We start from the raw sequence: 7,823 nt of genomic DNA, 5'->3' as shown, positions 1-7,823 counted from the left end.
TTCAAAAAAGATATCCATTTGATAAATAAGGGAGCCTGATCAAAACTAAAAAAGATAGGAGCTGTAAAAGAGATTGGTAATAGCAAGGTATTTAAAATTAAATCTCTTGTTTTATAAGAACTTACCTTTAAGGATATAATCGTCCCCACTGAAAACCAGAAAATCATCATAACGATCGAGCATAGAACAAGCACAATAAATTGATCGAAACTAAAGGAATCTCCGAAAAGAATCGAAATGGCATATAGTACCCCCATCTGTATCAGGAAATTGAATAAAGGAAAAGACATTTTTCCAATCATATAAGCTAAAGGAGTTACACCTTTAAAATATTTGAAGGCTAATAGTCCCCACTTTCTATCCAATATAATCCGATAGACTGATTGAGACATCTGACCATATACAATAAGACCAATAATTCCAATAAAAGCAAATTGTAAGAACGGAACTGCTTTATCGACATAGATAATCTGCCCAAAAGTTGATGCTATGCCAGTTGCATAAAATAGAAAATACAGCATCGGAACCAATATTTGTGTGTACACCAGCTGTTTGTTATTGACGAGGGCTCGATATTCAACGTAACTAACTTTGAATACGGATTCTATAAAGTTTGTTTTCTGTTGCTTATAATTCAGTTCTTTCATATTCCACCTCTGTCTCATCCCTTCAACTGAATAATCTCTTTCAAACTGCGACTATTCTGTTCAACCGAATGAATTTCAATATCCTGTTCAATCAGCAATTTCAACAACATGTTTAGGGATTGTTCTTCTTGAATTTCCACCATCAATGGATTCCATTCACTCACTTTAAAAGTTTGACCTATTGATTTTTTAGCTTTTTCCATCAACTGACCAGCATGTTCAATTTTATATTCATTTAAATGATTATAAGTTTTTAAAAACCGATCAATTCCACCAAAAAACACCAATTCCCCATTGTCAATATACAGGACCTTATTGCAATATTTTTCCAGCATATCCAAATCATGGGAAGAGATTATACAAATTTTTCCGTCTTCGCATTGACTGCTCAAGTGATTTAAAATATTTTCAGATGTTATGACATCTAAACTAGAGGTTGGTTCATCCAACATTAGAATCTTAGCCTTTGACACAAGCTGTCTAGCCAGTTGCACACGTTGTAATTGCCCGCCTGATAAATTAGTTGGATCCTCCTTTTCCTTTCCTCCTAAACCAATTTTCTCAAGTACTGCAAGAGTTTCTGCCTTCCCATTCTCACTTCCATCAAATAAAGCTTCCAAATAAACATTATCAAAAACATCTAAATACCAATCAATTGCTTGGTTTTGAGGAGAAAACGAAATATCCCGAATATCTAAAGAATCATCCACTAACACAGCTCCTTCTGCTTTTGGTAAGATTCCCAAAATAGTATTCATTAGTGTACTTTTACCAGCACCACTTTTACCAATGAGAGCTAAGCAATCACCATACTCTACTTCAAAAGAAATATTTCGAATCCCTTCTCCACTTTCGTAATGATAAGATAGATTCTCAACTTTCAACACAGACATGATATCCAACACCTCCATTTCCCTAATGATATATCAGCAATAGCTTCCAAGTCTATTTCTCTAATATTTTATTATAATTATACTCTACCAAGACTAGCTTTACAAAACAAAAAGCAACGACCTCAAAACCGTTGCTTGTTATAGATTCTTGAATAGATTGGAAGAAAATTCTATCTCGTTTTTTACACAATCAAATCCCTCTCACGCAAGGAATCAGCTTCTCTTATTTTTTGAATTTTTTTATCATAAATTGGAGAATAAATAAGCCAATAATGATGATCGCTAGATAGGTTAACATCAATGAATGAGACAGTTGCTCACCGCTACTATTTACCAGAACAACCCCATAGGATTCTTTATAGCTCGTTACAGTTTCAATAGGAGCCTGATCAAATACTTGAGCAATCGAATCTCTCATCAAAACTTGCTTTAAAAGTGCATTGATTTGAGTCAAGGGGAACCAAGTCATCACTCGTTGCAATGTTTCCCCAACAGATCCAATCGATAGGTAAACACCTGAAATAAAACCAATAAAGGTGCCAACAATTGTACTCAAGGTTGTAAAAGCTGAGCTGCTGTGAATGAAGGTCAAGACTGGAAGAATCATTGCTGCCGATAAAATGGTACTTCCCGAAATGATTCCCAAAATAGCCAGATAATCCATCATCGAATAGTTTTGGAGCGCACTAAATCCATTAAAGATTGAGATGGCAAAGATACAGGAGAAGAGGGTCATACTAATCCCAAATAAGACAGAAAAGATGGCATAGCTCAACTCCACTTTAAAATTGGAAATCGGGCTCACCTTGAAATCTTCACTCAACTTTTTCTCACGATCCGAAACCATCACACCAAATGCCCCCAAGGTACTGGTCATGGAAACAATTGTTGTCAATCCTGAAATTAGCCAGAGATTCACCATTTCAATCGTATCTGTAGAAACAGACTCACGATTTAAGGCAGCCTTGATCGCATCAATCTGGATTTGTCCCAAGAAAATTTGATACACCAGGATAAGGATGATAACGGATAGAAAGGACATCAAAAATGCCAGTTTGTCCCGTGTATATACTTTGTAGTTTCTGGAAATTAATTCAAACATGAGCTGCTTCTTCCTTTTCTTTTAACAAGTTCAAATAAGCGGATTCCAAATTCGAATATTCGACATTAAAACTCTCAATAATCGATTTTCCTTGGTGCCTTGCAATAATGTCCATCATATCCTCAACAGTAAGATCTTTAAACATAATTTCTCGATCCGAAAGAATCTGGCACTTATCAGCGAATGGAGAAAGCGACAGAGCGTCCATAGACTTGCCTGCTTTTAAGGTCAAGCTCAAATTGGTTGTCGAATGCTGCTCGATAAAACGACTAATATCTCCTGAATAATACAAATTCCCTGCAATCAAAACATTGAGAACATCGCAGCCAGCCATTTCCTCAAGATAATGGGTAATTAAGACCACCGTCATCTTATCCTTCTTATTGAGTTGCTTGATAGCTTCCCATAAATCATGACGTGACTGCGGATCCAAGCCTGTGGTTGGTTCATCCAGCAAAAGCAAGGACGGTTGCGGTAAGAGAGCACGCGCAATATCAACCTTTCGTTTTTGCCCACCGGACAAACTGCCGTATTTCCGTTTTCGAATCGTCACAACATCAAGATAGGGTTGCAATTCTTCCATGCGTGCCTGAACTTGTTTTTTTGATAACTGATAGAGCGCTCCTCTAGACTGCAGATTTTCTTCAACCGTTAGATTATCATCCAATCGATTGCTCTGAAAAACAATCCCTATATGACGGTAAAATTCCTTGTTGGACAGTGATTTCCCATCGACTTCCCAAAGGATTTCTCCAGAACTTTGTTTAAAATTTCGAATCAACAAGTTAAAAAGAGTCGTTTTCCCAGCACCATTGGGACCTAGCAAACCATAAAACTTCCCTGCTTCGAAGGTTACATCAATGCCTTTTAAAGCTTCAAACGAACCGAACTTTTTGCGAACATTTTTTAATCGAATCTCCATTAGCTGTCACCAATCTCCTTTCCCAAGTTCCTGCTTTTTCGTTCTAAATTCTCAACTATACTGCATATATTATATTAGGAAACTGTCCATTAAGCAAGATGAATCCTAGCAAAAAATCACTCCAAGGCATCAACCTCAAAGTGATTTTTCAACTGATTTGACCTTACATTTTTTCTTCTAGCTCCACATCTGGGTATTTATCTGCAAACCAGCGGAGGGCAAAGTCGTTTTCAAAGAGGAAGACGGGCTGGTCGAAGCGGTCCTTGGCCAGGATGTTCCGGCTGGAGCTCATGCGTTCGTCCAGGTCTTCTGGTTTGATCCAGCGGACAGTCTTTTTACCCATTGGGGACATGACCACTTCCGCCTTGTATTCATTTTCCATACGGTGTTTGAAAACTTCAAATTGGAGTTGTCCAACTGCTCCCAGCATGTATTCACCTGTTTGGTAGTTGCTGTAGAGCTGGATGGCCCCTTCTTGCACCAACTGCTCAATACCCTTATGGAAGGATTTTTGCTTCATCACATTTTTCGCGGAGACTTTCATGAAAATTTCCGGCGTAAAGGTTGGAAGCGGCTCAAATTCAAACTTATGTTTGCCAACCGTCAAGGTATCCCCAACCTGGTAGGTCCCGGTATCATAAATCCCGATAATATCTCCCGCCACGGCCGTTTCAACCGTTTCCCGCGACTCGGCCATAAATTGGGTCACATTGGACAGCTTGGCTCCCTTACCTGTCCGAGGCAGATTAACGGCCATCCCCCGCTCAAATTCACCGGACACAATCCGGAGAAAGGCAATCCGGTCCCTATGACGTGGATCCATATTGGCCTGAATTTTAAAGATAAAGCCTGAAAAGTCCGGTGCATCCGGTTGGATCATCTCGCCTTCAGTTGTTTTATGACCATGAGGTTCTGGGGCAAATTCTAAGAAAGTTTCCAAGAAGGTTTGTACCCCAAAATTCGTAAGGGCTGATCCGAAAAAGACAGGTGTCAGGTCCCCAGCCAAGATAGCCTCCTCTGAGAAGGGATTCCCAGCCTCACTAAGTAATTCTACGTCTTCTAGCACCTGCTGGTAGAAAGGATTATTCTCTAACCCGTAGCTCTCCGCTTGACCAAACTCGATAAAGCGTTGGTCCCCTTTATACAATTCAATACGCCCATGGTGAAGGTCATAGAGCCCTTCAAAACTTTTCCCCATCCCAATCGGCCAATTCATAGGGTAGGAAGCAATGCCTAGAACTTCCTCTAACTCCTCTAGCAACTCCAAGGGCTCACGGCCATCGCGGTCCAATTTGTTGATGAAGGTGAAAACGGGAATATTCCGGTGCTTGACAACCTCAAAGAGCTTTTTGGTCTGGGCCTCGATCCCCTTGGCAGAATCCACCACCATCACTGCCGCATCCACGGCCATCAAGGTCCGATAGGTATCCTCCGAGAAATCCTCGTGCCCAGGAGTATCTAGGATATTCACCCGCTTGCCTAGGTAATCAAACTGCAAAACGGACGAGGTAACGGAGATGCCCCGTTGTTTCTCAATATCCATCCAGTCAGACTTGGCAAAGTTCCCAGTCTTCTTCCCCTTAACGGTACCCGCCTCGCGAATCTCGCCGCCAAAATAAAGCAACTGCTCCGTAATCGTCGTTTTCCCGGCATCCGGGTGACTAATAATAGCGAAGGTCCGTCTCCGCTTCATCTCATCAATACGTGACATTTCTAATTCCTTCCGATTTTTTCTGCCTTACTAGTATACCATGATAGCTAGAGCGACACAAAACCTCTGTTAAAAATTTCCTGGCCCTCCCCAAAATCCTAAGCATAACAAAAGCCCCCTGATTGCCTTATCAACCAGTAGGGCTAGCTCGTTAACCTTCTAGTTCTGCTAGGGCGGCATCATCCGCAAAGATATAAACTTCTGGATGGTTTTGAAGGATGCTGGCTGGTAGCTCCTCTGTCACTGGCCCCTCTACGGCACCAGCAATAGCTGCTGCCTTGTCTGCTCCATAAGCAAAAAGAATAATAGCTTTGGCGTCCATGATATTCTTAATCCCCATGGAAATCGCCTTAGTCGGAACATCTTCAATCTTGTCAAAGAACCGGGCATTGGCTTCAATGGTAGACGCTTCTAAATCGACCACTTGGGTTGTCTGATCAAAGGAGGTTCCAGGTTCGTTAAAACCAATATGACCATTTCGACCAATCCCCAGAATTTGCAGATCAACCGGATGTGCTTCCAGAATCTCCTGGTAACGACTGAGTTCCGCATCCAGGTCAGCTGCCTCCCCATTAGGTAGGTAGTTGGCTTTAAAGGGTTTTGCTTGGAACAGATGTTCTTCCATAAAATAGCGATACGATTGCGGATTATCGGCTGCAAGACCCACATACTCATCCAAATTCACACTGATTAGCTCTGAGAAATCAACATCACTGGCCCGAACAGCTTCATAGAAGCCCACCGGACTGCTCCCCGTTGCCAAGCCTAAGGTTTGGGCACCCGCCGCTAGTTTTTCCTTCAAAATAGCGAGCGCTTTTTGCCCTCCTTCTGCTTGATTCTCCACACGAATTACCTGGATCATCGAACCGTCCTCCTTATCTTTTCTAATTCCATTATATGGTCTATACCAATTTTTGTCAACTGGTATAGACCGATTTTTGCAGAAATTTTCTCTTTCTCTCTTATGAACTACTTCCTCAAGAATTTCCCTGTTCTTTCTTCCCCAAAGAATGCTATAATGGTTGCTATGTTAGAACTTGTTGCCTATCTCTTTATAGCTGGGATATTGATCTTCCTGCTACTCTACTTTTGGGGCTTCAAAATCAAGGGTTGGTTGGTCTTTCTTTTAAGCTTTCTAGCCTTTCTTTTGGTGAGCACTCCTTTTTTGCTCTTGCTCTACTATTTCTTTTTATTTCATCAATTATAAGGAACAGATATGAAAACTAGTGATTTTGATTTTGACCTACCCGAAGAGCTGATTGCTCAGGTTCCACTTGAGGATCGCTCTTCTTCGCGCTTACTGGTCTTGGACCGAGAAACCGGGGCGATGGCAGACAGCCATTTTGACCAGCTGATTGATTACCTCAACCCCGGTGACGCCCTGGTTCTCAACAACACACGCGTCCTTCCTGCCCGTCTCCACGGGCAAAAAACCGAAACCGGTGGCCATGTGGAACTCCTGCTTTTACAAAACACCGAAGGCGATCAATGGGAGGTTCTCGCCAAACCCGCCAAGCGACTCAAGGTGGGGGCGCGTATTGCCTTTGGCGATGGCCGGCTGCAAGCTGAGGTTGTTGAGGAATTGGAGCACGGGGGCCGCATCATCCAATTCCATTATGAAGGCATTTTCTTGGAAATCCTGGAGAGCCTTGGTGAGATGCCCCTTCCTCCCTATATTCATGAAAAATTAGAGGATCGTGAACGCTACCAGACCGTCTACGCTAAAGAAAACGGCTCTGCCGCCGCCCCAACCGCGGGACTTCATTTTACACCGGAATTACTGGCAGCTATCGAGGCTAAGGGCGTACAAATCCACTACCTAACCCTTCACGTTGGCCTCGGGACCTTCCGGCCAGTATCCGTGGACGACCTGGATGCCCACGATATGCACTCAGAATACTACACCATTTCCGACCAAACAGCCCAGGCCCTCAACCAGGTCAAGGAAGCTGGCAAGCGCGTCATCGCGGTTGGCACAACCACTATCCGGACACTCGAAACCGTTGCCCAAAACCACCAAGGAAAACTAGCCGGCGCCAGTGGCTGGACCAACATCTTTATCAAACCAGGCTACCAATGGCAAATCGTCGATGCCTTCTCGACCAACTTCCACCTGCCCAAATCAACCCTGGTCATGCTGGTCTCCGCCTTCGCTGGTCGCGAGCAAACCCTGGCTGCCTACCAGCACGCCATCGAAGAAGGCTACCGCTTCTTCAGTTTTGGTGATGCCATGTTTATTCATTGATTTCTAAACACGTCAAAGCCCTCACGAGGAACCCAAGCTCGTGAGGGTTTATTGTTGGAATCCTGAAAGGCATCCTTTATTTTTTGAGTTTTCTCACCACTATATGTTATAATTTTATTGTAAGGGATTTCAAGTTAGACAGATTGAGGTGAACAAGATGAACAAAAAGAACTATTGTAAGCGCGCTATAACCAAGTATATGAAAAAGGTTCCAGAGTTGATTGACTCGGGAACCTTTTTTATTGACAATTCTTCTGTATGATTTCAGACCATGGCAAATAGTCCTCTAGAACCTCTATTTTT

Annotated in this window: 7 protein-coding genes; 1 reads left to right on the top strand and 6 read right to left on the bottom strand. The window is 42.5% G+C overall.

Features of this window, described 5'->3' with window-relative positions:
• The 6 genes from HZY94_RS00695 to HZY94_RS00670 form a co-directional block, all read right to left on the bottom strand.
• Positions 1–647, bottom strand: a 647-nt coding sequence (locus HZY94_RS00695; protein ID WP_179924545.1) for an ABC transporter permease, incomplete at its 3' end; no start/stop codon positions are given.
• 14 nt (positions 648–661) lie between these two features.
• Positions 662–1,558 carry an ATP-binding cassette domain-containing protein gene (locus tag HZY94_RS00690; RefSeq protein ID WP_179924543.1) on the bottom strand — a complete coding sequence of 299 codons (897 nt, stop codon included), beginning with the start codon at positions 1,556–1,558 and terminating at the stop codon, positions 662–664.
• 205 nt (positions 1,559–1,763) lie between these two features.
• Positions 1,764–2,642, bottom strand: coding sequence for an ABC transporter permease (locus tag HZY94_RS00685; protein WP_179924541.1), 879 nt, complete (start codon positions 2,640–2,642; stop codon positions 1,764–1,766).
• A complete protein-coding gene (locus HZY94_RS00680; RefSeq protein ID WP_179924540.1) occupies positions 2,635–3,564 on the bottom strand; it encodes an ABC transporter ATP-binding protein in 930 nt (309 codons plus the stop codon). The genes HZY94_RS00685 and HZY94_RS00680 overlap by 8 nt, the downstream gene beginning before the upstream one ends.
• 163 nt (positions 3,565–3,727) lie before the next feature.
• Positions 3,728–5,275: a peptide chain release factor 3 gene (locus tag HZY94_RS00675; RefSeq protein ID WP_160332146.1), complete on the bottom strand. Its 1,548-nt coding sequence runs from the start codon at positions 5,273–5,275 to the stop codon at positions 3,728–3,730.
• 151 nt (positions 5,276–5,426) lie between these two features.
• The gene (locus tag HZY94_RS00670; protein ID WP_179924546.1) at positions 5,427–6,134 is read right to left on the bottom strand and encodes a glucosamine-6-phosphate deaminase; all 708 of its coding nucleotides are present in this window, start codon (positions 6,132–6,134) and stop codon (positions 5,427–5,429) included.
• Positions 6,135–6,491: 357 nt separating this feature from the next.
• Between HZY94_RS00670 and queA the strand changes: the two genes are divergently transcribed.
• Positions 6,492–7,520, top strand: a complete 1,029-nt coding sequence (queA, locus tag HZY94_RS00665) for a tRNA preQ1(34) S-adenosylmethionine ribosyltransferase-isomerase QueA (protein ID WP_179924538.1) — start codon at positions 6,492–6,494, stop codon at positions 7,518–7,520.
• Positions 7,521–7,823 lie beyond the last annotated feature (303 nt).

Origin of the sequence: Streptococcus danieliae, from assembly GCF_013415245.1 — a bacterium.
Lineage (GTDB): Bacteria > Bacillota > Bacilli > Lactobacillales > Streptococcaceae > Streptococcus > Streptococcus danieliae_A.
This window is presented reverse-complemented; position numbering and strand designations above follow the sequence as displayed.

What these genes read in the sequence shown, in the direction of transcription:
- HZY94_RS00680 (WP_179924540.1), bottom strand. Translation starts at nt 3,564, where the DNA reads ATGGAGATTCGATTAAAAAATGTTCGCAAAAAGTTCGGTTCGTTTGAA.
- HZY94_RS00685 (WP_179924541.1), bottom strand. Translation starts at nt 2,642, where the DNA reads ATGTTTGAATTAATTTCCAGAAACTACAAAGTATATACACGGGACAAA.
- queA (WP_179924538.1), top strand. Translation starts at nt 6,492, where the DNA reads ATGAAAACTAGTGATTTTGATTTTGACCTACCCGAAGAGCTGATTGCT.
- HZY94_RS00690 (WP_179924543.1), bottom strand. Translation starts at nt 1,558, where the DNA reads ATGGAGGTGTTGGATATCATGTCTGTGTTGAAAGTTGAGAATCTATCT.
- HZY94_RS00675 (WP_160332146.1), bottom strand. Translation starts at nt 5,275, where the DNA reads ATGTCACGTATTGATGAGATGAAGCGGAGACGGACCTTCGCTATTATT.